The sequence below is a fragment of the Pediococcus ethanolidurans genome (assembly GCF_964062635.1).
Classification (GTDB): Bacteria; Bacillota; Bacilli; order Lactobacillales; family Lactobacillaceae; genus Pediococcus; species Pediococcus ethanolidurans.
This window is the reverse complement of record NZ_OZ061250.1, coordinates 1,063,970-1,089,208: the sequence shown is the minus strand read 5'-3', so window position 1 is coordinate 1,089,208 and position 25,239 is coordinate 1,063,970. Positions and strand designations below refer to the sequence as shown.

Sequence of the window (25,239 nt, the reverse complement as noted above, 5' to 3'; positions counted from 1 at the left end):
TAAAATTAATTCGTATATTTTACGTATTTAGGCTAGAATTTTCTTTTAAAAACGTTTATTATAAATATACATCATAAGAAAAGAGGAAATTTCATGTCAAAGTTTTTTGATTTAGAGAAAAACGGTACTAAAGTTTCTACCGAAGTTGTTGCTGGTATCACTACTTTTTTCGCCATGTCTTATATTTTATTTTTAAACCCGGAAATTCTTAGTCAAACCGGGATGCCGGCTCAAGCGGTTTTCTTAGCTATGATTATTGCCTCAGTTACTGGAACGTTAGTTATGGGTCTTTTCGCCAATGTTCCTTACGCGTTGGCCCCTGGGGTTGGTTTACAGGCCTTCTTTACATATACAGTTGTCATGTCACTGGGCTTTACCTGGCAAGAAGGACTTGCTTTAGTATTCTTCTGCGGCGTGATTAACATTATCATTACCATCACTAAAATTCGGAAAATGCTGATCACGGCCATTCCAGAAACAATTCAACTAGCCATTAGTGGTGGGATTGGTGTTTTCATTGCTTACTTGGGTTTAAAAAATGCTAATTTGCTACAATTCTCAAGTGACTCAAGTAGCATTGTTTCTATTAACAACCAAGCTTACAACACTGCGGTTACGCATTTTACACATGGTGTGACAAGTGTTGTCACTGGCGGTGGAATTACACCATCATTGACTACTTTTAATAATCCTAGTGTTGTTCTAGCACTAATCGGCATTGTTTTAACGGTCATTCTTCAAATCAAAAAAGTTCCTGCAAGTATTTTAATTGGTATTGTTGTGACAACCTTAATTGGAATTCCCATGGGCGTTACTGATTTGCATATCTCTGCAGCTAATTCCTTAATCAATTCTATTGGTACTCTTAAGACAACCTTCTTGGCTGCCTTCTCCGCACAAGGTATGGGATCCCTATTTACAAGTGGGCATCGTTTAATTCTAGTCTTTATGACTATTCTTTCATTTAGTTTATCAGATATTTTCGATTCCCTTGGTACTTTCATTGGTACTGGCCGAAGAACCGGAATTTTCTCCGCTGAAGACGAAAAAGATTTGGAAAATAATGCTGGTCTTTCTTCTAAACTGGATCGTGCCTTGTTTGCAGATTCAATTGCAACTGGTGTTGGTTCAATTTTCGGAACATCAAACATTACAACCTATGTTGAAAGTTCGGCCGGAATTGGTGCTGGTGGTCGAACGGGTTTAACAAGTGTCGTAGTTGCAATTCTCTTTTTGCTTAGTAGTTTTGCTTCACCACTACTTTCGGTGATCCCTGATGCGGCGATTGCGCCAGCCTTGATTATTGTGGGTATTATGATGATGAGTTCTTTCCAAAAGATTAACTGGTCGAACTTTAATGAGGCGGTGCCGGCGTTTATGGCGTCGATCTTTATGGCTTTTAGTTACAATATCACGTATGGTATCGCGGCTGGATTTATTTTCTATTGTATTGTAAAGACGGTGACGGGAAAGGCAAAGGAAGTGCATCCATTGATTTGGATTGTCTCGGCGTTGTTCATTTTGAACTTCACGGTGCTGGCGATTGCATAAGTAAGTGAGCGGAGTGAAGCGCTAATAACAGAGAAATAAGACTGACGGGCGTACGCTCGTGATCGGACGTTTAGTCAGGCTTATTTTTTTGTTGTTGCTTCATGTAGCTGTCCTAAAATAAGTGAGTAGAGTGAAGCGTTTAGTTCAAGTCATATAAATGCACCGTCAGCGGGATGAAATCCTGCGCTAGGTGTATTTATATGACTTGGACTGCTGCACGGAACTGTCCTAGAATAGTGAGTGGAGTGAAGCGGTAATAACAGAAAAATAAGACTGACGGGCGTACGCTCGTGATCGGACGTTTAGTCAGGCTTATTTTTTTGTTGTTGCTTCATGTAGCTGTCCTAAAATAAGTGAGTAGAGTGAAGCGATTAGTCCCATTCATATAAATGTACCGTCAGCGGGATGAAATCCTGCGCTAGGTGTATTTATATGACTTGGACTGCTTCACGGAACTGTCCTAAAATAGTGAGCGAAGTGAAGCGATTAGTCCCATTCATATAAATGCACCGTCAGCGGTATGAAATCCTGCGCTAGGTGTGCTTATATGAATAGAACTGCTTCACACAGCTGTCCTCAAAAAATAAGCAAAATAAAGCACTAATAACAAAAAAATATCGTTCAACATCTTGGAGACAAACTCCAAGTTTGTTGAACGACTTTTTTAATCTTTAAACACTAAGTTGTTTAGTACCAACCGTTTGCTTGCCAGAACGCCTTAGCAGCTGTCCATGAGCCATAACGGGAACTTACGTAATAGTTAGCAACCTTTTCTTGGTTAGCAGCTGAGTAGTCACCATTTAAGTATGATGAGCTCAATTGATACTTACCAATGTATTGACCATTTCTTGCTGTGTATGAACCACTTGATTCTTTGTTTGCAATCCATGCTTTAGCAGATGCATCACTACCACTTGTTGTGCTAGTTGAGCTTGTAGTATTAGTGTTGGTTGTTTGATACTTAACAGTGCTTTGGGTATTTTGTTGACTGTAAGCTGTACTACTTTGATTAGTTGACTGTGTGTTCTGTGTGTTAGCAGATTGAGTTGTTTGTGTCTGCTGTGTACTTTGAGTAGCTGTTGTTTGTGAGTCGTTATTAGTTTTAATTACTAATTGTTGACCTACATAGATCACATTTACATTTGAAATATTGTTTGTTTTAGCCAATTGCTGATAGTTTGTATCATGATTGTACGTATACTCGATTGATGAAAGTGTATCTCCAGATTTAACTGTGTATGTTTCATCAGCACTAGCAGCAGTTGTCCATGCAATTGTTCCTAATGTAATGGTTGATAAGAATGCTACTGAAAACTTGGTAAATTTGTTTAACTTCATATAAATAAAACTCTCCTCTTTGTTTATGCCTTTTTATTAACCAACGAGCCCAATGATACAGGCTCAAGTTATCAAACAAGTTTCGCTAAGATATCAGTTTTATCCTTTTTGTAATATTTTGTAATCTCTCTAAAATGTTAAGCGTTTTACTTAATAATTCTCGTTTAGTGTTATTATCTTCTACTTAAGTGAATCATTAGATGTAGTCATCAGGTCATCTTTCTTAAAATTTAATAACGCACAAAAAAACAATTCTAAGTCAGTTTCAGCTTAGAATTGTTGTGAATTTTAATTATTTTATTTTAGTACCAGCCGTTTGCAACCCAGAATGCTTTGGCAGCTGTCCATGAGCCATAACGGGAACTTACGTAATAGTTAGCAACCTTTTCTTGGTTAGCAGCTGAGTAGTCACCATTTAAGTATGATGAGCTCAATTGATACTTACCAATGTATTGACCATTTCTTGCTGTGTATGAACCACTTGATTCTTTGTTAGCAATCCATGCCTTTGCAGCTGCTTCACTACTACTTGTTGATGAAGTAGATGTAGTGCTAGTTGTTGCAGCAATGTTCTTAACAGCTGGCGTACTCTTAACTTCGCTCTTAGTTGCCGTCTTGATTTCACCATCACTCTTGATCAATAACTTTTGACCAACATAGATCAAGTTAACGTTTGAAATTTTGTTAGCTTTAGCTAATTTTGAATAGTTAGTATCTTTGTTCAAATTATATTCAATACCTGAAAGTGTGTCACCAGATTTAACTGTATAAACTTCATCGGCACTTGCAGCTGTTGTTAAAATAACTGAACCTAATGAAACTGTTGATAATAATGCTACTGAAAATTTTGTAATTTTGCTTCTTAATGTCATGTATGAATTTCTCCTTAGTAGTTGTGTTTTCGTTTGTTATTTAATTTATGTGCGTTATGTTACCCCCTCTTTTTTACAAACAGATGTCAAAAAGATATCTATTTACGGATTTTTTGCAATGTTCTGTAACTGTGAATTAAAAAAATGTCTCTAAACCCCATGGTTATCAAATTAAAAAAATGACAAAATCTATTTTAAAAACACAAAAAAACCAGTAATTTTTTTGAAATTGCTGGTTTTTAATCACTATTTTGTTATATTTTATCTAGAAATAGTCCCAAAGCATGGGTGATTCGTTTCGCAAAGCAAGGTCTAAATTACGAATTGATTCGATATTTCCTGTTATTTTTCCTACCTGTTTCAAATACGCTAACTGACGATAACCCATAAATGCTTTCGTTAAATTTTGAATGTCTAAATGAATGTCAGCTAAGTTTTGTTCGTTTTCACTGATTTTTTCAAAACTTGTCCCATTGACATTAACTTTTAATCGCCAAATGCCGTTATTTTGTGGAATCAGACTATCTTTAACACCCAACCGCAACGACTTAACTTTTTGAATAAATGGATAATCATTCATAAACTTTTGAAGATTAATTATGCGTGCCATCATATATGGTTGAATATTCACACTAACAACATACGGATTAGCCATCACATCCGGGTAGCCTTTCGGATCTCCAGAGGCATACTCAAATCTCGCAAACATAGACTCATGCTGACAGATAAATCGCTGAAGATACTGATAGCTTATTTGGTTGGTATACATAATCTCTTGAATTTTGAAGGTATCGCCGGCTGCTTCGTAAATGACGTATCCAGACGCATTTTTACCATCTTCTAAATATACGCCAACTTGCCAAGCAGGATGCTTAAGCCCTAAATAATGCCACCACCAATCATCACGGTGCACACCACCATTGCGGCTCTGTTCATTATTTTCATAAACTTCATCGATTAAAGGAACAGCCTCATTGAGTGGTAATCGCAAAAATTGTCCGCGTTCTTCTGATATTTTTACCCGTGGCAGATCCGTATTCTTAATTTTATAGACCGCGCGATCAAACACTTCCTCATACCCAAAACGGCGGTAAAACTCATATGAAAACGGCGCTAGATAAGACAGAGCCACGCCATCACGTCGCATATCAGAAAAAGCCTGTCGCATTAGAGCGGTAATTGCACCATGGCCCCCAAACTCCGGATAGCTCATGACATCCCCAATTCCGTTCATCTTATAAATGACCCCATGAAAATTGACTTTAAACGGAATACTCAGCATTCCACTACTCAGTTCGTCACCATGTAAAAGCCCATAAACCTGTGAATGCTGATAGCGATCATTAAAAAATGCACGTCGTTCTTCACTATCTTGATTATTAAATGCGTATAAATATAGATGATAAAACTCATCTAAATCCTTGCTCGTGAGTTTGACAATTTCACTCAATGTGATGACACCTCCGCCTACGTTTATTTTTTCGCTTTATCTCGTAATTTAGCTACATATAAACCAAAACCGGTAAACATGATAATCCCCACAATATCAACCAATGTTTGTGCAGAACCAAATTTTACTTTGATAATTGTAGTTATCAATGCCAACGTCCCAATAATGAAGGCACCAATAATTCCTAATAAAATGATTTTTTGTGGTTTCATATTTTTTCCTTCTATATTATAAGTCAGTTGATTTCACAATTCAGAAAAACTTTAAAATCCGTATTAGGCTATCAAACAAACCTTGTTTCAAAACTAGTTTGCCTTAGCGTCGCTCAAAGTTTCTTTTTCGACCATTTGTTTTTCAGCTACTTTGAAGAATGGGTAATATGCTGCGGCCGCAATTACTAATTCAACTGCTGACCAAACGCCTGCGCGCCAATCCCAACCTGTAGCCATTAATGGGCCGATAATTGGTGGCATTGTCCAAGGAACCATTGTCACTGCGGGTCTTAACAAATGTAAGGCCATTAATGCATAAGTACCAACGACCAAAATCTGAGGCAAGACAACAAATGGAATCAAGGTAATTGGATTCATAACAACTGGGAATCCGAAGATAACTGGTTCATTAATTTCAAACAAGGCACTTGGAAAAGCTACTTTCCCTAATTCACGATACGTTTTACTCTTAGATGAAAGCATCCAGAAGACCAACATAATCGTTGCTCCTGTACCACCAACATTAACAAATAAACTTGAAAATCCAGTTGAAGTGAAATAAGGAATTGCTTGATGATGAGACCAAGCAGTTGCGTTTGCTGTCAAAAACTGAAGAAAAATTGGATCCGCAATTCCTTCAAGTGTCATATCACCATGAATTCCGCCTACCCAGAGTAAACTAACTAATAATGTATAGAACATGATTCCTGGCAAACTATTCATCGCAAATAATAATGGATGGAAAATATCTTGAATAAATACATTGATATCAAAATGAAGTGGTACACGAACTGTCCAGAATAAGAGCAAAATCACAAATCCAGGTACTAACGAGACAAACGAATGATTAACCGCAGTTGGTACCCCATCTGGCAATTTAATTACCAGATTACGTTTAACAAAGAAGTTTAGAATAAGTACGGAAACAAAGGCACAAACAATTGCTGTAAACAGTCCTGACGAAGCAAAATTAGCTGTGTCCAAGACGTTTTTATCATTAAACGAAACAATAATAACCACCCGTGGAACGGGTGGTTTGCTCCCGGGCTATAAGCCCTATGTACCAGCCGGCGTCTCAAGGCGCTGGCTTTTTTGTCAAAAGCCAAATTGCTTTCACCACTGTTGCCGCTGCTTTAAGCAGCGTTCGTATTACTTACCTTGACCCTTAAAAGGGTCTTCATATTCTTTGACACTTAACTTATCTACTGCTCGATCATGCTTTTCTTGATTCTGGATGTATTTCTTGATGGTTGATTCATTTAACCCCACCGTACTGACATAATATCCTTCTGACCAAAAGTGTCGATTGCCAAATTTATATTTTAAGTTGGCATGTTGGTCAAACATCATTAAAGCACTTTTCCCTTTTAAATATCCCATAAAACTTGAAACACTTAGCTTGGGCGGGATACTTACCAGTAAATGAACATGATCCGGCATCATATGTCCTTCAATTATTTTGACCCCTTTATATTGACACAACAAACGAATGTCACTTTGAAGATCTTGTCGATATTGATTGTAGATTATCTTTCTTCTATACTTAGGTGTAAATACGATATGGTATTTACATAACCACTTGGTATGCGCTAAACTATTTAGTTTATTCGCCACTTAGAATGCTTCCTTTCGTTTTTGCAATGTTGGCTTCGACACCTACATTCTAAATCTAAGTAACATTCTTTCGTATAACGAATTACTATTCCACCCGCATAGCAGGTGGTTTTTTGTTTCGCACGCTATCGCGAACTCAACTCGGTCTAAAGACAATAACAAAGGCCATTGTTGAAAGTCCGGCTCCGTTAATGGCATCCAAATCTAAGTTCTTGGCAAGCTCATAACCAATGCCAATCGCTGATAGGAGTGAAATAATACCAAATGACCCGTTGACCGCAACACTGATGGCAGACATATAAGGTTTCATAAAGGCTGTCCATGCAGGTATTGGAATATTGCCAATAATCAAAAATACTGATCCACTAATTACCGCTGGTAGTGTCATAACTAACCCGTTACGAACCGCAACCAGATATTTGTTGTTACCGACCTTTGCTAAAGGTGGCATTAACACGTTTTGAATCCAATTCATGAAGTTCTTCAAGATAATCACCCTCCCACAATTTAATTACAAACTTAGTATAAGATTTAAAAGTCACAATGTAAGCCATTTCATAAGAATTTTGTTTAAATTCATGTAATATTACTAATCGTTGCTGTATATTTATTAATTTACTCCTATTTTATTAAAGGTATATGCCTTTAATGATTTTCATTTTCTTTTTGGTTTCCCAACTAAAGATTGATAGTATCAAAGTCATTTCAATAACTGCTGTTAAACGACGTAGCCTGTAAAAAATAGTTTAACTGCCGTCCTGCGGCTCACTCGGTCTGGAACGGGGTAGGCACGATTTGAAGCCAAGAAATACACTTGTCTTCAAACTCGACCTTATTCTAAGTAATAAATTACTAAGAATAATTTCACCCTTGAGACCAATCGCCTCCGGACTAAGATCGTTTGATGCTTCAATAATGTTCAATAACACTGATATAATAACTTTTATATTGACGTGTTGATTACACGACTTAGTCTGGAAGCAAATGGGCTCAGTAGTGACATTTATCTTAGCGGGTTTCGCTTACGCTTAGATAAAGGCCGAGCTTAGAGACGTGTATTTCGGCTCTAAGTCGTGCCCACTACTACGTTTAGAAGAATGATTTTCGTTCCGAAAATCTTGATACTCCGTACGATGTCGATTCTTGTGGCTAAGACCGCCGCAAGAACTCGCACTACGTTCCAGCCCAAATTTGCTGGAAGACGGCATTTTAATCTAATTTTGTTACTATGACCGCTTTTGTATCAGGTAACGAGATATTTTTTTGATTTCAACTTATAGTTTTTCCCTTTAAACTCACCTTTAGCTTGAATCGATTGCACTTTTTCATTTCTAATTGAATACGCAATTTATCCAGTTTTCTGTCAATTAATTTTTTTATATTCTAGTTAATGACCAAGGGCCCTTGGATCTTTATTTATAAGGAGATTCAAGAATTGGAAGAACAACTAATAAAAGACGGGTTTGATTTTTTATATTCTGACAACAACGAAAAGATTATTTATGGAGCTGCTAAAAGACTACATCTCTCACCATTTCATGCAAATTACGATGACTTTATTCAAGAAGGCGCACTCACCTTTGTAAAAGTATACGTTAGGTATCCTAACGATGTGAGTAAAAATCCGGAAAAGTTTCGTGTCTTTGCCTACCAGGCTGTTTACTGGCGTCTGCTTGATTTAATTAGGCATTCAAATAAACTCATAGAAAAGACTCAAACTGACCAGGAACTTTTAAATGTGCAACAAACTTCACTAGAAGAGGGTTACGAATCGATTTATTCTGATCAACTGTTTCATCGATTGTATAGTATTTGTACAAATGCAGAGCGGTTATTTTTACTGGATTGCTATGTTCACCAGTTGACCGGTGCTGAGATTGCAAAAAAACATCACGTCACAAGACAATGTGTTTCCAACTGGCGAAGGAATGTCGGTAACAAAGTTTTAACGTTAATTTACTGAAAGAAAAAATATAAAAGCAACTTTAGTTACTGATCTTAACCAATTGACACAGCAAAAAAAGACAAGGTATGAGAATTTTTCTCTACCTTGCCTTTTTATTTTAAAAAAATGAAATTGTTATTTTTAATCTTCAATTTTAATGGCAATTTTTCCACCAGCACGACTGACAATTTCGTCCAACGTTTTAAAGGAAACATTAGCACGGCCACTTTCCATTCGAGCAATTTGTGATTGTCGTTTACCAGCCTTTTCTGCTAATTGTGTTTGTGTAAATCCATTTCGCATTCGAAATTGCACTAACTCCTTAGCTACTTGAACCTTAATTCCTTCTTCACTTGTCATTACTTGCTTATCCATCGTTGCTCCTCCATTTAACTAACTATTTTATAAAATTTTTAATAGATCTAACGGTTCCTCAAAAATATACTCTGCGTCGCTAAAATCCGCATTCGGGATTGCGCCCCATTTAGCATTTCCAAAATCAATACCTGCCGCATGAGCTGCTTGCATATCATACTGAGCATCCCCAACATACAAGAATTGATCTTTAGTAAACTGTGGAAATTTTTTCATACCTGCAATTAATGGTTCAGGATGTGGTTTGTGCTGTTTAGTATCCTCCGCAACCACAACTTGATCTGCAAATTTAGTAAATTCGTATTGAGCAACCTGTGTCTGCCAACCGTATCTTGTTTTTGAAGTTACAATGCCAATTTTTACAGCTAAATTTTGTAACGTCTCAAACAAAGCCGTCACACCAGAAAACTCTTCTACTAAATTCTGATGACGAAGAAACTCTTTGCCATATTCTTGAACCGTTTGTTTCGGATCGGGGGAACCTAATTTTTTAAAAATTTCTACCGCCGATAAGCCCATTAATTGCCGTGCTTGTTGCTTTGATACCGGAATTGATAAACGATCAAAAACTGCTTTTTCGGTCTCCCACACGGCCTTATCAGTTCTCAATAGTGTATTATCCACATCAAATAGAATAACTTTATACATATCTAGCCCCCCTCTTCTTTTTAATGAAACAAACAATGCATTATATCATAAGAAAGCGATTTCTCTCAATGGCATTTTTAAAATTTTCCCTTATTATTATAAATTTACGCTATCTTTAAAAAAACTAGCGAAAGTTAGTCATTAAAATAGCTCTGCTATCTTAATTTCAACTTTCCCCAGTTTTTTAGTTTTATTAATCTTTTACATGATTCAATCCAAATTTAGTTTGTGGTGAAACAAAGAAATAAATTGCACTAATTACAATTGGATAAAGTAACACAATCACGCTTTGCAACAACATGCCATTACCAACTCCATTAATTGCGTAATTAAATGCGCTCATCGCGTGAGTGACTGGTAGTAACTCTGAGATTGCTTGATATACATTGGTCAGCATCGAAGTCGGAAGTAAGACGCCCGCTAATTGAATAAGCATCAAAACTAAGGAGAACAGAATTCCCGGTGCACCAAACAATAAATCAATAAAGACACACAGTGCTGTGAAACTTACGGCACTAACTGTTGCTGCGACCACTAGTTCAACCGGATGAATAACCTGAATTCCATCAATCGCAATAAAGGCAAGCACGCCAACTACTTGAAGAAGCGTTAAGAGAAGCAACATATTATTTGAAAGACCGAAGCCATTATGACGATGACCTTTTCGACGTGCATATTGTCCCAACTGATTAAGAATAGCAGCAATGAATAAGATCATTGCAATAACCAGTGGTGCAAACATATTCTTCACTGAACCAACCGAGTCTAATGTTTGAACTTGGTTAACCGGATTAACAAAATGGTTAACATTTTCAGGTTCAGCATTCACATTTTGAACCTGTTGAGCACCATCTTGAAGCTTAGAGTTTAACAAGCCAATTCCTGCCGTTGCTGTTTTCAGCCCACTTTGAACCTGATCAGAACCACTTGCCAGTTTATCAGCACCTGATTTACCTTCTTTAGCACCAGATTCTAACTGACTAGCCCCACTGGTTAATTGCGAACTAGCATTGGTTAACTTCGTGCCACCTGCAACTAATTTATTTGCACCCGTTGATAACTGATTGACACCACTAACTAAAGTGGGAACCTGTCCATTCAATGTTTGCAAACCAGAACTTAATTGTTGTGAACCAGAATTCAGTTTAGATGAATTATTTTTTAAAGTTGTCAATCCAGTAGTTAATTTGCTTGAACCAGACGTTAATTGGCTGACCCCACTAATTAAACTAGGAACTTGACTATTTAAGCTGGAAAGTCCGGTTGTCACCTGACTAGAGCCGTTGCTGAGTTTCGTAACCCCACTCGTCAAACTTGGTACTTGGCTGTTTAATGAACCTAACCCCGTTTGCAGTTGCGTAGCTCCGGCAGTTAACTCACTGTTATTAGCGGTAAGTTGAGCAGCACCCTGGCTGGCTGAACTAACCCCAGCAGTGTAATTGGAAACACCAGTTGTGTATGTGGTTACACCTGAGACAAGTGAATTTTCACCATTAACTTGGCTGTTTAACTGTTTGACACCTGCTGTAAATTCTTTAAAATCATTCAAGTTATCACTTAACGTTGGTAACTGTTTTTCAAGTGATTCCAAGGTCTGAACGGTTGTATCACTCATCAGTGGCGAAGCTAATAAATCATTAGCCTGACTAACCACACTGCTCAAACTAGAAAGTGCCGTTGTGGTACTACTGTCAATATTGAGCTTGCCTAACGTTGTGGCTAATCCACTAATTTTTTCTTTCGCACTGCTTAAACTTTGTAAACTAGTGCCAGTTGCCGCAATTTCTTTAGCAGAAGCGGCCGCATTTGTGGCACCATCAGCTGCAGAACTTTTAGCTTCTGTAAGCTTGGCTTTATCAGTATCACTCAATTTTGATGTATCGATATCGCTTAAAAGAGTTGCTACCTTTTGACTATCCGTTGCCGAAGTTTTGGCTTTGGTTGCTGCATCAGTTAGTGCACTTGAAGCACTATCCAAACTGGAAAAGGCACTGTTGACATCGGATAAACTACTTTGTGCATCACTTAATTCGGATAGCACACTGCTCAAACTCGAAAGTTGTTTCAAAACAGGTGCCAATGCTTGGAGTTTAGTCTGTAATTGTTGCGCACTTTCAATTGTGGCTGGCGCATCCTTCAAGCTCTCCATAGCAGCTGAATCGGTTTCTAACAATTGTTGCATCTCCGCAATCTGCTCATTGGCCTGATCCGCAGCCGAATTTAATTGACTCACACCTGCTGACAGCTGAGTTGCCCTGCTAAGTAAAGAAGTCGATCCATTATCTAGCGTGTCAGAGCTAGCACTCAAAGTACTTAACCCACCATTTAATGAGCTTACGCCATCGGTATAAGAGTTAATGCCACTTGTTAGGCTCTTTGATCCCGTACTGAGTTGACCGACGCCGGATGCTAACTCACCTGTTTTACTAGATAGTGTTTTTAATCCTGATGTAACCTGTGAAGAACCATTAAACAGTCGCAAAACACCCAAAGGCAAAGCGGCCGTTTTACTAGAAAGTTGGGCTAATCCCGTGCTAAGTTGAGTAGCACCGGACTGCGTCTTTGCCACGCCCGCAGTATAGCTTTGAACACCAGTATTCAACTGACTAGCACCAGTTGTTAATTTTTGAACGCCACTAGCAAGAGGAGCCGTTTTAGATTTCATTTCACTCAAACCACTTGCCAATGCCTTGCTGCCGGATGCCATGGTATCCACACCTGCCGCATAAGTATTAATGCCATCACTTAATTGCTTGGTCCCACTCTCAAAAGTGATCATGCTGGTTGCTAAAACGTGCAAATTGCGATCAACTTTGGCATTACCATCCTTAAGTTGTACCACTCCGTTCTTTAATTTCTTCACACCGTTTGAACCGCTTTTTATTCCAGTTCCTAGTTTATTAATTGAAGAAAGCAACGTTTTGTCATACGATTTTTGAACGCTAGATACGACTTCATTTTTTACCTGACTCGCAACTTGTTCATTAATTACCTGCGATACATAACTATTATGTTTAGATAGCTTAATTTTTAAGTTACTGGTTTTAGGCGTCTTATCCAAAGCCGTGGTAATATTTTGCGAAAAGTTCTTTGGAATCGTAATGGTCATTAAGTAATGGCCATTTTTCAATTCTCTTTTTGCTTTTGCAGCTGAAACAAAATGCCATTTAACTTGATCGTTATGACTTAAATTCTGAATTACTTGCTTTCCAGCACTAACATCGGTATTTTGAAACTTGGCCGATTTATCATTGTTAACAACCGCCACATTGGTATTGGTTGTATGTGCCTTCTGCGAAGAATTAATGTACCTGAAAATAAGACCAGTTAATAAAATTGGAACTAAAAGGGCTAATATCAAAAAACTCCATCGTTTCGTTTGCGGATTCCAATTCTTAAAAATCATCTCTTTGCCATCTCCTGTGTTATTCACGTATTCAAAAATCACTTACAAATAAAAACTTTAATATTTGCTAAAGAAACCGTCAAAAGCAACTTTTTTTCAAAAAAATAATTTAAACCAAAAAAAATAGCTCAAAACCCTAATTAGATAAGGTCTTAAACTATTTTTAAAACTATTCGTTAATATTTTGTAAAAGCACCATAAAACTCACTATTCATGGGCGTTTTAAGCAATTTTTCGATAAGAAGTGACAAAGCGATTGATTTGAAACATAAAATTATCTAATTTACTTGAAAAAAGTGAGATATTTGGTAAAAATTGCGCGCATTTCTGGTCGTTTCAGCATCATTTCCGGATGCCACTGAATTCCTAATAAGGGCTGATCAGCGTCAGTTGGCTGAACTGCTTCAATCACACCATCATCTGCCCAAGCGACTTTTTTCAAAGGTTGTGCCAGTTTGGCAATCATTTGATGATGTAATGAATTTACCGAAATTTCTTTTCCTAATATTTTTTGTAGCTCACCCTCAACCTGAACTTCATGGGTTGCCACGTTACCGCGAATTTCAGGTGCTTGATCGTGCTCGACCAACACTGAACGTGTCATTAAGGTTTGGTCCTGATACAACGTCCCACCTAACGCCACGTTAATTAACTGGACTCCCCGACAAATACCAAGAATTGGTTTATGTGTATCCCATGCCAAGTTAAACAAAGCTAATTCAAATTGGTCACGTTTTAGCGAAGTTTCTTTTAGTAATGAATCAGGTTCTTGACCATACAAACTTGGCGTTACATCTTGCCCACCAGGTAAAAATAACCCATCAATCGTTCTAAAATAATCTTTCGCCATGCTCTCGGCCTGGATCGGAATGACAACGGGCAGTCCGCCGGCTTGGACAATGGCTTCAATATTTCCCTGAAAAGTGTATGTTGCCTGATTATGATAAAACAGATCGGAATCCTTCGTAAATAAATTTCCGACAATGCCAATTCTTGGTTTCATTTTTTTACCTCACTTATGTAAACAAAAACACCAATTCTATGCCACTCGCTTGGCAAAAAAATCGGTGTCTTTGACAATGCTTGTTCGTTTAATTATTTTGTTTGGTGCTAGATCACAGCCGTTTTTACCACCTAAAAAGCGTAAGTCAGTCGACTATTTGTTAATGTACGCCGCCTTATAATTCCACTGTGTACCAGCTGTGTTGTGAATAACTCCCTTAACCTTTGGATTGATTAAGAACGAGTAATTTGTTTGATAGAGTGGCGCAATGGCAGCCTCTTTAACGACCAATTGATCAGCTTTAATCATGTCTGCCCACCGTTTATTCTTATTGTTGGCATCTACGTTTTGAGCTTTATTAATCAATTTATCGTAGCTACTATTACTCCATTTACCATAGTTATAACCACTGTTAGTTGTTAAGATCTGTAAGTGGGAAATTGGATCGGTAAAGTCTGCACCCCATCCAGAAACATAGATATCAAAATCACCTTTGGAAGCACGAGAATAAGCGACCTTATCTGGAATATTAACCAAGTTTACCTTCATTCCTGGTAATTTATTTTGTAGTTGTACTTGGAAATATTCAGAAATATTTTTATCATCATTATCATTTGTAGACATCAAAGTTATAGTTAACGACTTAGCCCCAATTTCTTTCAAGCCTTGTTTCCAAAGCTTTTCAGCCTTAGTACTGTCGTAATCAACGGTTCCCTTAAGATAAGCTTCTTTGGCAAAGTCCTGTCCAGTTTTAGGATTGTTAGCCAAGTTAGTTGGGACAAACCCTTTTGGAGTCGTTGAAGCATCCCCAATAACCTTATTAATTAACTGTTTACGATTTACCGCTAATGAAATGGCCTGACGGATATGCTTATTGTTCATAGCTTTTCGTACTTTTGAGTTAGATGCTTTAAAGTTAAAAGCTAAGAAACGCGTAATACTATATGGCACTGTCTGATAATCGGCGTTGTTCTTGTAATTTTTAATTTGGGTACTTGAAAGTTGTGCCATGTCTAATTTCTTAGATTGATACAAGCTCAAAATTGTTGAAGGATTTTCATTAACAGAATAGTTAATTCTACTCAATTTAACTTTACTCTTATCCCAATACTGGTTGTTTTTAACAAATGCCCAGTGATCATTGGTACCCTTCCAGCCAGTCATCTTGAACGGACCTGTGTATACCATGTATTTAGAAGTTGTGGCATACTTGCTGCCATACTTGTCAATTACTTTTTTACTTACTGGTGAGAACAATGGGTAGGTCATTAAAACCTTAAAGTAAGCAATTGGTTCATCTAACTTAACTACGAAAGTTTGTTTGTTAGGTGCAGAAACACCTAATTTTGAAGGACTCAACTTGCCTGAATTAATCTTATCAGCATTTTTGATTCCTGAGAATAAGTATGCATACTGTGATTTTGTATTTGGATTTAATGTTCGTTGCCAAGAGTAAACAAAATCTTGGGCCGTAATTTTTTGACCATTACTAAACTTCGCGTTCTTACGAATTTTAAACGTCCAAGTTTTGCCATCCTTTGAAACTGTACCAGATGATGCTAATCCGGCAATTGGTTTACCTTTATTGCCTAATCGGTAAAGACTTTCAAATACATTTCCTGTCTGCCCGTAACCTGTAGCCTTAGCAATATCAATCGTATCTAGTGGGGCATCGGCCGATAAATTAAGTACTTGCTTTGTTGCTAACTTCCCAGAACCACCTGTTGAGCTCTGACTACCGCATCCTGCCAACACCAATAATAGTGCGGCAAAAACGGTTGTTAAAATTGTCCATTTTTTCTTCATATGCTTAAACTCCCCAAAAAATTATTTTAGAAATCTTCTTTATACTTCATAACGCGAATCTTTGTGCCTACTTTTGAATCATTTTTATTCCAACACGGACAACCTGGTGACATCCAGCATCACGCCCTTTCAAATACCAAACAAAAAAACCGACCAACTGCATTACGCAATTAGCCGGTTTCACTTTGACCTATGTTAAAAAACTAGACCCATTTTAGCGAAAGATAATTACAGTCTGCAGTTACACAAATAACCATGTTGTTTTGACAACATGCTGTACAACATTCAACTTGCATTCGTGTATTTGTCATAATTATCTTCCTTTCCGTTTGGTTATTCCAATACCTAGATTATCCAATTACTTATTGTAAGTCAAGTAAAAATCAAATTTAATTGTTATTTATTTTGTAGACAATTGAATTTAACAAATATAATTCCGTACCTAACAACTTTTTCGTATTTAAAAAACCTTAGTCATTTGGATAAAAATCGAGGTGAATCATTTTTTACGAGTTTATTTTTGCAATATCAACTTGATGTACTTTAATAAATTGAGCCAGTCCATAAATGTCTTCATCAGTCAAACTACCAATTGGTTTCTGATGGTGAAATTCTTTAAAATCAATTGCGTATTGTTTATGAATATCAACATAAGATTGTTTTCGCAAACCCGCTTTTCGCCACAGTTTTATGGGATAGTAAACATTTTTAATAAGCTTTGATTTTGTTTTGTATTGACTTGTAATCTTAAAGATAAAAATTACCTTATTTCCACGGGCAATAACAAGTGCTGGTCGATATTTGGCTTTATTTTGATCAGCAAAAGGGACATTAACTAGAAATAATGTCATCGGTTTAGTAGTCGTTATCATTACCACTCATCCAAGCAGCAAAGTCAGGACTTTTTTTAGCATCTACTTTACCATCTTTATCTTTCACAACTTTTTCAACCGGAATTTCAGCAATTAATTTTTGCCAATCATTGTCAGTTGGTAATTTATTAATTGTGAGTTGACCAAAATTATCTATTTTAAAATTAAGCTTATCACCTGAATTTAAATTCATTTTTTTACGAATATCAGCAGGAATGACCACTTGCCCTCGACTCGATAATTTAGATGATTTGCTAATTATAGTAGCCATATAGTATAACCTCCAATATTAAATATTGCGTTGAATATCACTATAGATCATCAAGTAAGATGTAAGACGTCTTACTTCAGCAATATTGTAACATATGTTTTATAAATATAGTGCAAATACGCTTCTTCAAACAGGCAACTGAAATTATCTACTTATGCCTCCTCAATCGAGTATGTTTACCAAAAAATTGCATTCAAAAAGAGACCGAAAATGTGTTTCCCGATCTCTTATTTTTCTATCTTTAGAATTTAATATCCCCAAAAATTAAATATTTTTACTCTATTTCTTTCCCATTGCTTTCAATCACTTTTTTATACCAATAAAAGCTCTTCTTAGGTGTTCTGGAGTAATTGCCTGTTTGATCATCGTGACGATTTACGTAAATAAAACCATAGCGTTTCGACATCTGACCTGTACTTGCTGACGCCAAGTCAATACATCCCCATGGCGTATAGCCAATCAGATCAACGCCATCATCCAACGCCTCTTTCATCGCTGCCACGTGACCACGCAAATAGTCAATTCGATAGTCGTCATTAATAGAACCGTCAGCCTCAACCTTATCGTATGCGCCCAAACCGTTTTCTACAATCATCAACGGAATTTGATAGCGTTGATAAACTTGGTTCAAATAGATACGTAAACCTTCTGGGTCCATGCTCCAGCCCCAATCACTATACTTCAGATAAGGGTTCTTGGTTCCCGCCGACATATTGCCACTTACTTTTTCTTGTTTGTCTGGATGAACAGTTACTGCACCAGATGAATAGTAACTAAAGCTATAAAAGTCGACCGTACCAGCCTTCAAAGTTGCTGCATCGCTTGGATTCACATTTAAATGAATATCATTATCACGCCAGTACTTTTTAGCAAACGCTGGGTAAGCGCCACGAACATGAACATCACCACAATAGAAATTATTCATTTCCATCTGTTGTTGCGCTAATATAACGTCTTTCGGATCTGGTGTTAGGGGATAAACCTCAGAACCCGCAATCATACAACCCACTTTATTTTTAGGATTAATTTCATGTGCTAATTTAACTGCTTTAGCACTGGCAACTAACTGATTGTGCACTGCCTGAAATGCATTTTGGCGTGCCTCTTTAGAAACAGCATCAAAAATTGAACTGCCGTCTTTAACCGGAACCCCAGCCTGAATGTAACCGCCACCAAACATTAACGCAGTGTTAATTTCATTGAACGTAAGCCATAGATGAACTTCATCCTTATAAGATTCAAATAAAACTCGACAATAATTTTCAAAGAAGTCAATAACTTTGCGACTTAAAAAGCCACCGTAAGCTTCAGTCAAATGATACGGAACCTCGTAATGCGAAATTGTCACCAATGGCTCAATATCATATTTATGACATTCTTGGAAAACTTTATGATAGAAATCAATGCCAGCTTGATTAGGCTTTTCATCGTCACCATTTGGAAAAATTCTGGTCCATGCAATTGATAAGCGATACGTTTTAAAACCCATATCCGCTAATAATTTGATGTCTTCTTTGTAGTGATGATAAAAATCACTAGCTGTGTGAGAAGGGTAATAAGCATCTGGATCAATGGTCGCTGTGAAGTGACGTGGTTTTTCAATCGTTCCACCCGTCAACAAGTCCTGGACACTAACGCCTTTACCATCAACATCCCATGCGCCTTCAATTTGATTAGCAGCAGTTGCGCCACCCCATAAAAAATTCTTTGGAAATTCAGTTGTCATTGTTTTCCTCCTAATTTTCACTTATTTACAAAGATTAGTGTAACCGTTTTTAGAAAGCGGTGTCAACTTATTTTCATCATCATGTTTGTCCCGCCTTTTTGTAGGATTCTGTGCTACGATATGGTAGGAAGAATCGAAATTATAGAAACGCGGTGATTGGTCATGAAATTAGCTCTTATTGGTGCTGGCCCACGAAATTTAATGGCACTTGAACGCCTATTGGCTTGGAATAAAAGAGTGTCTGCTCCAGATCTTGAAATCCATTTGTTTGATCCAGCGGGCATCGCTGGTCGTGTTTGGCGACCTGATCAACCTCATGAGCTTTTGATGAATTCCTTAGCAGCAAAAATTACCTTATTTACAGATCATACAATTGAAATGGAAGGCCCTGTTATACCTGGACCGACGTTGCTTGAATGGGCACGTCGTTCTGGCACAACTTTTATTAAGGAAAACAATTATAAAAAAGCCAACTATCTCTTAAATGAAATCGCCCATTTAACTCCAGAGAGTTATGCCAGTCGTGGCCTATTTGGGATTTACCAGGAATGGTTTTATCAACAACTTTATGCACAAAATTCAAAAACCGTCCATATTATTTTTCATAAAACTACCGTAACTGGTATCAAACGTTTAACTCACCATACTTATGAGTTACGTTTTGATGATGCTGCGGAGACTTTTGACGGAGTTTCATTGGCGTTAGGTGAAGGAATGTCACAACTTTCTACTCACGAAAGAGACTTAACTCAGTTTGCACATGCGCATCATTTATCTTATCTACGAACTGGTTATCCAGCTGAACAGGATTTTGATAAAATCCCTGCCCAAAGTCATATCCTGTTGCGCGGTCTTGGTTTAAACTTTATGGATGCCATGATTATGTTGACTCAGCATCGTGGTGGTAAGTTTTATCGCAATTCGGATGATACCTTAACTTATCAGGCCTCGGGTGAAGAACCCAAGATCTTTGCCTGATCAGGTCGCGGTTTTCCTTATCACGCACGCGGCTTTGATCAAAAGGTTGTGGGTGAAACGCGTCCACTCTACTTTTTGTCGAACCAACTGGTGGCCCATATGATCCGCCATCAGGAACAAATGAGTGGTCAAGAATTTTTAAATTACATTTATTCCGACGTGGCATGTACGTATTACACAAAACTAGTCGCACAAAAATATACGGGAACCTGAAATATTCATAGATCGAAATATAATGTTTATGTATTTAAAAAAACAGCCCTTGCGAGGGCTGTTTTTGAATGGGTTTGAATTTCAACAAGGAAATCGCATGTCGTTAAGTCAAAAATGATGTACGAATTAAAATTTGCGTGCTTCAAATAAACTCACAAAGAGTTATTTTGAAAATTTTGATTAATTTAGAGCGATTCGATAGCTACCAATGTAATTGTTGAATCTTGGCCAATACCTGATAGAACAATTTTTGATAAACATGTGAACTACTTAATTTTAAGTACAGTTTTCGACCACTTCGAACTAACTTTCCCGCAATTTTGAACAACCAAAGACGAAGCGTTCCAACACGCACACTGGCGTGTTGCGGCGGTAAGGATAGTTGTTTGAAGAGACTCACTAAATTATAAGCTAAGACACTCAGCATCATCCGCGCATGGTTTTCAATAAAACCTGTGCTGTTAGTTTTGTCGAAAAAGAAACCCTCCTTGGCCTCTTTAATATCATTTTCCATTTGACCACGGTGTTGGTATAATTCGAAGGCAGTTTCTGGCGTTAATTTGGTTAAGTTGGTAAGCACGTATTCATGATTAAAGAGTAATTCACCAGCTTCACGCGTTGATTTAATATAGATTTGGCGAGGCTGATCCCAAGAACCAGCCTGATATTTAGCTGAATAATAGTGAATCTCGGTTTGATCCCATTGTTGTTCATCGTCAATTTGTACATAGCCTTCAGCCAAATCACGCAATCGGCGGTTAGCTTTTAAACGGACTAGATAAAACGCTTTGTGTTCTTCACAAGTATCATAAAGCTCCGGCGTGGCAAAGCCACTATCTCCACGGACCAGGATTTCAGTACAAGGTAGACTATTTTGATAATGCTGTAATAGAGGCTCTAAAAATGAGTGAATTTCCTTACTGGTGTAAACATTACCTGGTCGCAATTGGGCCGCTAAAAAAGCTTCATTTTGGCCATCAAAGGCAACCAATGGATGAAAGCCGTTCGTTTGATAATGAGCGTTGAAATCACTACTTTCTTGATTACCGAAGGTATCAGAATGGGTCGAATCAACATCAATGATTAGTTCCGTTTGATTGGTAGTCAGGCGTCCTCGGTCAAGCAGAGTCTGGTTTAACACTTGTAAAGAAGTGATAGTCGTTTCATCACAGCGTTGCCAAAACCGCGAAATAGAAGCCTGTGAAGCTATAGCAGGCTTATCAAGTAGCAATTTAAAAATAGGATCAAAACGCAAACTGGTAGCAACCTGATCGGTGGCATAGCCAGCAATCTTCTGTAGTAATAGCTGTTCCATTAGACTAACATTACTGTGTTGGTAATAGCGTCGTTGATCTTTAAATGAAACTAATTTTTGAGCAAGGTCTGCGAAATCAAGTTTGTGTATGACCTCTTTGATGAGTACTAAACCCGCATCACTTGAAAGTTCACCACCAGTGTGAGAAATATGTAATTTGGAATTGAAATGTGCTTGGTTTTCCTGTAAAGTTGTCATATGAAAAGGGATCCTTCCTTCCTGGTTGTTTTTTAGACGATAATAACTATATCAGAAAGGACTCCTTTTTTACATAACATTTTTTAGCACTTAAAAGGTGCCAAAATAAAAAGAGCTAACGCCAGTGATATCAAGGATTCACTAGCATTAGTTCTTTTTTTATGAATATTTCAGGGGGAATTAGTTTTCATGAATTTGAACAGGCTTTTCAAAAGGATCCGCTCTCGGATCACGTCTTGGATAGCTATGGAATCGCTAAAGACGATCGCTTAAATTGGGATCAACTGGCGCATCCTGAAGGAAATGTGAAAACGGCTAACGATTTTAAGCAAGTCATGTTAGCGTATCTGGAGCAAGACATTGCGGAGGCCAAACGGGGAAATAAGACAGGTCCGTTTGCCAGTGCAATGGATACTTTGCGTGAATTGTGTACTAACATTCGAAAAGTCATTACTTATAAGTTAATTTCTGATGAAGACTATGCAAAGGATATTTTAGGTGGCTTCAACAGTTTTAATAGTTTTCTTGCAGTGGGACCGCCAATTTTACGATTAGAACAGCTATTGGCTTTGATTAAGGCTGGAGTGGTTGAAATTTTAGGGCCAAAATTACAATTAGCAACGGAACAGACGCATTTTGTGGCGTATTCCGAGTTGTTCCCAGAATATAAAGTGCCGGTGACGGGCGTGATTGAAGCGCGATTGGCATCGATTGATATTCGAATTAGTAAGAATCCACTGATTCAGGATTTGTTGAAGACGGGAATGGCGCGGCCGTATGAATTGCATTTTAAGGATGGCAGTACTGAGCAGTTGGGTGCGATGGATGTGACAACGGAGACGGCGGAGTTGATTGATAATGATGGGACGCCGGTGCCAAATGTGTATGTGTGGGGAATTACGACGGAGGGCCGCCATTGGTTGACAAATGGAAGTCCGATTCCAAGTGTGAATGATGTCCGATTGAGAATGGCGGATATGATAGCGAACCAGATGATGACGTATAGTGAGTGAAGCAAAACGAAAGTCTTGTAGCAATAAGCGAGGTGAAAGTCAGGAGAATTCCTGACTGGGAACCTTGGTTATTGCTACGAGACTGTTTTGCGGAGCTGTCCTAAACTAGTGAGTGAAGCAAAAACAAAAGAACCACATAAACACAGCAAAGCGAGAGCACGAGAAATTCCCATCAAAAGCTTTGTTCATTCATGTGGTTTTATTAGTAAGCATAAAAAGTTCATAGAGTAGTAAAGCGCACTTCACCTACTGTAATTTAAAGCTAACAGCATGTTTTTCACCATCTGCCGAACTGATTTCAATTTTAACCGGATTAGTTTTATTCTGATATCTGTAAGTCAGATCAAGATCACGAATGGCCTCATCCGCATCAAAATCATCATCTTGTTCAACTGAACTCAAAGTTTGACCATTCTGTGTAACTTTAACTTGGCCAAAATTGGAAAATGCGGCTCGTTTCTCTGTATTAGGCTGCCATTCAACTTTTACTTCTAACTGTCCATCGTCAATTTCAGCTTCAATTTGATGTACAGTAAATTTGTCAAATTGCCAAGTACTTGATAACAATGTTGTTTCATTATCACTATCAACCACTTGGTTAGATGAAGTCTCACTTACAGTTGAACTTTTCTTTGAAGAACTGGTTTTAGAAACTGAAGAACTTGTTTCATCATTTCTTGATTGCGAATTATTAGAATTATTTGCACATCCACCTAATAAAAAGAATGCGGAAGAAAGCAGCAATAGAGTTGTTTTTTTCATGAGATTCTCCTTTTTTTGTAAAAGTGATTATGTTTTTAATTTTTTCGCTTATTTATTCTTGTAAGTTTATTTCTCCAAAATCAAATTGGCACTGTTCACTATTAGGCAAACACTCTGCCATAGTAGTACAAACCTTGTTGCCCATTTTCTGCTACTTCAATTTTTGTCACACTGCAATTTAACGGTTCTTTAAACGCTAATGGATCCGCTGCTTTCACTGCATTCTGGGCAAAACTACGAACCGTAAATCCATGCGTCACAATTATAATATTTTGATTTGCATACTTCTGACGAATTTCATCAGTAAACTGCGCGACTCGATTTTCTACATCCGTAAATTTTTCACCATTTGCTACTTCATAATAGTCAGGATAGATTGCATTACTGCCAGGAATAAAATACTTGCCATACTTAGCTTTTAAGTCCGTATCATACTGACCATCCCAATCACCATATGAGATTTCTAGTAAACGATCGTCAACCTCAATCGGCAAATGGCGGCCTTCATTCAATAAATCTGCCGTGTCCTGTGCTCGTGTCAACGGACTAACCATAATTCGATCTGCAAAGCTGATGTCAAAATGGTCATGCAACGTTCCGGCCTGTTCGATGCCTTTTTCGTCAAGTTGTGAAGGCTCACCATCGATTTGCCCCTGTTTAAAGCCCATAATGTTTCCACGTGTTTCGCCATGGCGCACAATGTAAAAATTAGTCATGTTTAATCCCCACTTTATCTATAGTTATTAATTACATACTACAGCTCTTAAGCAAGAATTCAAAACGCTTTTACAGATTTCCACCGCGAACTTCCGCCACATTGTACACAAGCGCAAACGCATCAGGAGCCACCGCGTGAATTCGATTTAAAATGTGTTGATACTCAGCATTTTCGACAACAATCATTAACATTTGTTTTTGATCACCTGTATAACCACCTTTGACATCAAAAATGGTCAATCCCTTTTCCATCACGGTTACCAAACTATGTTTAACCTCTTCCAAATTATTATCACTCATGATATAAATTACTTTTTTTCGATCCAGGCCAGTTTCAATGTAATTCATAATAAACATGGTCAGAATTGAGGAGAGGATTGCTAAAAAGAAGGCTTCAAAACCAGAAACAAACACGTTGAAAAAACAAACCAGTCCATCAATCGCTAAAAGGCCAAACGACGTTTTTATATTGAAATACTTTTTGAAAATCAATGGTGGTACCGTTGTCCCGCCACTAGAGGCGTCGATGTGGTATAAAAGTGCAACTCCCGCAGCAAAAATGGCACCACCCACGATCACGGCTAATAATCGATCATCAACCAACTTGATCTGCGGAGTTAGGGCTAAACAGATCGGTAAAAATAGACTACCAAACGTAATTCGCAATGTTGTGGCCTTATCCAAAGTAAAATAGGATAATACCAGCATTGCAACGTTTAAAATCAGGACAACAAGTGACATGTTGAAACCGAAGCTTTCGTGTAACAGAATTGCAATTCCGGTTGTTCCTCCTGAAGCAACGTTATGAGGTGCGTAAAACATGTTTATACTAATGGCGATAATTTCGAGAGCCACTATAATTAAGCCCATTTGAGTCAACCAATGAAATTCTCTTTTTTTCATCACATCACCTTTCCTTTCGTTTTAAATATCTAACCTAATTATTACAAATTT

General features: G+C 37.7%; 23 protein-coding genes. 4 read left to right on the top strand and 19 right to left on the bottom strand.

The features are described from left to right. Positions 1-93: 93 nt before the first annotated feature. The gene (locus tag AB3219_RS05355; RefSeq protein WP_367369353.1) at positions 94-1,551 is read left to right on the top strand and encodes an NCS2 family permease; all 1,458 of its coding nucleotides are present in this window, start codon (positions 94-96) and stop codon (positions 1,549-1,551) included. 687 nt (positions 1,552-2,238) lie between these two features. Here the strand turns inward: AB3219_RS05355 and AB3219_RS05350 are convergent. The 7 genes from AB3219_RS05350 to AB3219_RS05320 all read right to left on the bottom strand — a co-directional run bounded on the left by AB3219_RS05350 (position 2,239) and on the right by AB3219_RS05320 (position 7,524). Next, positions 2,239-2,889, bottom strand: coding sequence for a LysM peptidoglycan-binding domain-containing protein (locus AB3219_RS05350; RefSeq protein ID WP_216763162.1), 651 nt, complete (start codon positions 2,887-2,889; stop codon positions 2,239-2,241). Between the two features lie 302 nt (positions 2,890-3,191). Next, positions 3,192-3,761 (bottom strand): LysM peptidoglycan-binding domain-containing protein, encoded by a 570-nt coding sequence (locus AB3219_RS05345; RefSeq protein WP_367369352.1) that lies wholly within the window; start codon positions 3,759-3,761, stop codon positions 3,192-3,194. A gap of 265 nt (positions 3,762-4,026) precedes the next feature. Next, a complete protein-coding gene (eis, locus tag AB3219_RS05340; RefSeq protein ID WP_216754726.1) occupies positions 4,027-5,211 on the bottom strand; it encodes an enhanced intracellular survival protein Eis in 1,185 nt (394 codons plus the stop codon). Between the two features lie 23 nt (positions 5,212-5,234). Further along, positions 5,235-5,423: a hypothetical protein gene (locus AB3219_RS05335; RefSeq protein WP_057805352.1), complete on the bottom strand. Its 189-nt coding sequence runs from the start codon at positions 5,421-5,423 to the stop codon at positions 5,235-5,237. A 93-nt stretch (positions 5,424-5,516) separates the two neighbouring features. Further along, the gene (locus AB3219_RS05330) at positions 5,517-6,443 is read right to left on the bottom strand and encodes a PTS sugar transporter subunit IIC (RefSeq protein ID WP_367369351.1); all 927 of its coding nucleotides are present in this window, start codon (positions 6,441-6,443) and stop codon (positions 5,517-5,519) included. Positions 6,444-6,572: 129 nt separating this feature from the next. Beyond that, positions 6,573-7,037 (bottom strand): IS200/IS605 family transposase, encoded by a 465-nt coding sequence (gene tnpA / locus AB3219_RS05325; protein ID WP_367369350.1) that lies wholly within the window; start codon positions 7,035-7,037, stop codon positions 6,573-6,575. A 136-nt stretch (positions 7,038-7,173) separates the two neighbouring features. Further along, positions 7,174-7,524, bottom strand: coding sequence for a PTS transporter subunit EIIC (locus tag AB3219_RS05320; RefSeq protein WP_260365973.1), 351 nt, complete (start codon positions 7,522-7,524; stop codon positions 7,174-7,176). 948 nt (positions 7,525-8,472) lie between these two features. On the opposite strand from AB3219_RS05320, the gene AB3219_RS05315 reads away from it, so the two are divergent. After that, a complete protein-coding gene (locus tag AB3219_RS05315) occupies positions 8,473-9,000 on the top strand; it encodes a sigma-70 family RNA polymerase sigma factor (RefSeq protein WP_367369349.1) in 528 nt (175 codons plus the stop codon). A gap of 123 nt (positions 9,001-9,123) precedes the next feature. On the opposite strand, the gene AB3219_RS05310 is transcribed toward AB3219_RS05315, so the two are convergent. From AB3219_RS05310 to AB3219_RS05275, 8 genes are all read right to left on the bottom strand, one after another. Continuing rightward, complete coding sequence (locus AB3219_RS05310) at positions 9,124-9,357, bottom strand: helix-turn-helix domain-containing protein (RefSeq protein WP_260365589.1); 234 nt, start codon at positions 9,355-9,357, stop codon at positions 9,124-9,126. Positions 9,358-9,384: 27 nt separating this feature from the next. Further along, the gene (locus AB3219_RS05305; RefSeq protein ID WP_260365590.1) at positions 9,385-10,005 is read right to left on the bottom strand and encodes an HAD family hydrolase; all 621 of its coding nucleotides are present in this window, start codon (positions 10,003-10,005) and stop codon (positions 9,385-9,387) included. Positions 10,006-10,198: 193 nt separating this feature from the next. Next, on the bottom strand, positions 10,199-13,411 hold the full coding sequence (locus AB3219_RS05300) for a YhgE/Pip family protein (protein ID WP_263749876.1): 3,213 nt from the start codon (positions 13,409-13,411) through the stop codon (positions 10,199-10,201). Between the two features lie 283 nt (positions 13,412-13,694). Then, positions 13,695-14,414 carry a gamma-glutamyl-gamma-aminobutyrate hydrolase family protein gene (locus AB3219_RS05295; protein ID WP_260365592.1) on the bottom strand — a complete coding sequence of 240 codons (720 nt, stop codon included), beginning with the start codon at positions 14,412-14,414 and terminating at the stop codon, positions 13,695-13,697. Between the two features lie 153 nt (positions 14,415-14,567). Continuing rightward, a complete protein-coding gene (locus AB3219_RS05290; RefSeq protein WP_367369348.1) occupies positions 14,568-16,220 on the bottom strand; it encodes a peptide ABC transporter substrate-binding protein in 1,653 nt (550 codons plus the stop codon). A gap of 506 nt (positions 16,221-16,726) precedes the next feature. Next, positions 16,727-17,092, bottom strand: a complete 366-nt coding sequence (locus tag AB3219_RS05285) for a type II toxin-antitoxin system PemK/MazF family toxin (protein ID WP_367369347.1) — start codon at positions 17,090-17,092, stop codon at positions 16,727-16,729. After that, entirely contained in the window at positions 17,076-17,363 is a 288-nt protein-coding gene (locus AB3219_RS05280; protein WP_216754221.1) for an AbrB/MazE/SpoVT family DNA-binding domain-containing protein, read from the bottom strand. The genes AB3219_RS05285 and AB3219_RS05280 overlap by 17 nt, the downstream gene beginning before the upstream one ends. 274 nt (positions 17,364-17,637) lie before the next feature. Then, complete coding sequence (locus AB3219_RS05275) at positions 17,638-19,089, bottom strand: glycoside hydrolase family 1 protein (protein ID WP_367369346.1); 1,452 nt, start codon at positions 19,087-19,089, stop codon at positions 17,638-17,640. A gap of 162 nt (positions 19,090-19,251) precedes the next feature. On the opposite strand from AB3219_RS05275, the gene AB3219_RS05270 reads away from it, so the two are divergent. Then, entirely contained in the window at positions 19,252-20,067 is an 816-nt protein-coding gene (locus AB3219_RS05270) for an FAD/NAD(P)-binding protein (protein WP_260365596.1), read from the top strand. Positions 20,068-20,482: 415 nt separating this feature from the next. Here the strand turns inward: AB3219_RS05270 and AB3219_RS05265 are convergent, their stop codons facing one another. Then, complete coding sequence (locus AB3219_RS05265; protein WP_147156990.1) at positions 20,483-21,793, bottom strand: IS1380 family transposase; 1,311 nt, start codon at positions 21,791-21,793, stop codon at positions 20,483-20,485. 161 nt (positions 21,794-21,954) lie between these two features. Between AB3219_RS05265 and AB3219_RS05260 the strand changes: the two genes are divergently transcribed. Further along, a complete protein-coding gene (locus tag AB3219_RS05260) occupies positions 21,955-22,806 on the top strand; it encodes a hypothetical protein (protein WP_260365587.1) in 852 nt (283 codons plus the stop codon). Between the two features lie 246 nt (positions 22,807-23,052). Here the strand turns inward: AB3219_RS05260 and AB3219_RS05255 are convergent, their stop codons facing one another. The 3 genes from AB3219_RS05255 to AB3219_RS05245 form a co-directional block, all read right to left on the bottom strand. After that, positions 23,053-23,568 carry a hypothetical protein gene (locus AB3219_RS05255; RefSeq protein ID WP_216754223.1) on the bottom strand — a complete coding sequence of 172 codons (516 nt, stop codon included), beginning with the start codon at positions 23,566-23,568 and terminating at the stop codon, positions 23,053-23,055. A 101-nt stretch (positions 23,569-23,669) separates the two neighbouring features. Next, entirely contained in the window at positions 23,670-24,284 is a 615-nt protein-coding gene (locus tag AB3219_RS05250) for a histidine phosphatase family protein (protein WP_260365586.1), read from the bottom strand. Positions 24,285-24,354: 70 nt separating this feature from the next. Then, on the bottom strand, positions 24,355-25,188 hold the full coding sequence (locus tag AB3219_RS05245) for a YitT family protein (protein ID WP_216754224.1): 834 nt from the start codon (positions 25,186-25,188) through the stop codon (positions 24,355-24,357). Between the last annotated feature and the right edge of the window lie 51 nt (positions 25,189-25,239).

Bases quoted from the DNA above. Each gene is read 5' to 3' on its own strand.
- AB3219_RS05355 (WP_367369353.1), top strand. From the start codon at position 94: ATGTCAAAGTTTTTTGATTTAGAGAAAAACGGTACTAAAGTTTCTACC.
- AB3219_RS05350 (WP_216763162.1), bottom strand. From the start codon at position 2,889: ATGAAGTTAAACAAATTTACCAAGTTTTCAGTAGCATTCTTATCAACC.
- AB3219_RS05345 (WP_367369352.1), bottom strand. From the start codon at position 3,761: ATGACATTAAGAAGCAAAATTACAAAATTTTCAGTAGCATTATTATCA.
- AB3219_RS05335 (WP_057805352.1), bottom strand. From the start codon at position 5,423: ATGAAACCACAAAAAATCATTTTATTAGGAATTATTGGTGCCTTCATT.
- AB3219_RS05310 (WP_260365589.1), bottom strand. From the start codon at position 9,357: ATGGATAAGCAAGTAATGACAAGTGAAGAAGGAATTAAGGTTCAAGTA.
- AB3219_RS05305 (WP_260365590.1), bottom strand. From the start codon at position 10,005: ATGTATAAAGTTATTCTATTTGATGTGGATAATACACTATTGAGAACT.
- AB3219_RS05300 (WP_263749876.1), bottom strand. From the start codon at position 13,411: ATGATTTTTAAGAATTGGAATCCGCAAACGAAACGATGGAGTTTTTTG.
- AB3219_RS05295 (WP_260365592.1), bottom strand. From the start codon at position 14,414: ATGAAACCAAGAATTGGCATTGTCGGAAATTTATTTACGAAGGATTCC.
- AB3219_RS05290 (WP_367369348.1), bottom strand. From the start codon at position 16,220: ATGAAGAAAAAATGGACAATTTTAACAACCGTTTTTGCCGCACTATTA.
- AB3219_RS05285 (WP_367369347.1), bottom strand. From the start codon at position 17,092: ATGATAACGACTACTAAACCGATGACATTATTTCTAGTTAATGTCCCT.
- AB3219_RS05280 (WP_216754221.1), bottom strand. From the start codon at position 17,363: ATGGCTACTATAATTAGCAAATCATCTAAATTATCGAGTCGAGGGCAA.
- AB3219_RS05275 (WP_367369346.1), bottom strand. From the start codon at position 19,089: ATGACAACTGAATTTCCAAAGAATTTTTTATGGGGTGGCGCAACTGCT.
- AB3219_RS05270 (WP_260365596.1), top strand. From the start codon at position 19,252: ATGAAATTAGCTCTTATTGGTGCTGGCCCACGAAATTTAATGGCACTT.
- AB3219_RS05265 (WP_147156990.1), bottom strand. From the start codon at position 21,793: ATGACAACTTTACAGGAAAACCAAGCACATTTCAATTCCAAATTACAT.
- AB3219_RS05260 (WP_260365587.1), top strand. From the start codon at position 21,955: ATGAATATTTCAGGGGGAATTAGTTTTCATGAATTTGAACAGGCTTTT.
- AB3219_RS05255 (WP_216754223.1), bottom strand. From the start codon at position 23,568: ATGAAAAAAACAACTCTATTGCTGCTTTCTTCCGCATTCTTTTTATTA.
- AB3219_RS05250 (WP_260365586.1), bottom strand. From the start codon at position 24,284: ATGACTAATTTTTACATTGTGCGCCATGGCGAAACACGTGGAAACATT.
- AB3219_RS05245 (WP_216754224.1), bottom strand. From the start codon at position 25,188: ATGAAAAAAAGAGAATTTCATTGGTTGACTCAAATGGGCTTAATTATA.